Source organism: Shigella sp. SIG6 (assembly GCF_053555815.1).
Window position 1 is genome coordinate 1 of sequence record NZ_JBQZXC010000335.1, and the last position, 363, is coordinate 363.

Genomic DNA, 363 nt, shown 5'->3' on the forward strand with positions numbered 1-363 from the left:
CGCTGACGGCGATAAATCTCATCGTTGCGCTCAACAATGGCCTGTATCATCGCTGTGGCCAGTTCTTCCAGTTCCGGCATCGACAGTTTCACCTGCTGATTATCGGCATCACCCCACGTCATCACGTCCCGTACAATGTCGGATTTTGCCAGCATGACTACCGGGGACAGGCGGCCCAGTGAGTCGGGGCCAGCATTCCAGATACGACCGTTCCATTCAAACGTGAACGGCTTCGCCTCCTGTTCTGGCGCCATGCTTCAATTCCCTGACGTCTGGCCTCTCTGGCCGCTTCCAGCATTTCTGGTGTCACAGTGAATGGGGCTATCTCACCCCATTTGCCACTTTGCAGTTCCTGCCAGATTT

General features: G+C 55.4%; 1 pseudogene. It reads right to left on the reverse strand.

Annotated elements, in window-relative coordinates:
- Nucleotides 1–363 (reverse strand): annotated as a pseudogene (locus ACUU1M_RS20700) (DUF4376 domain-containing protein); the annotation flags it as partial.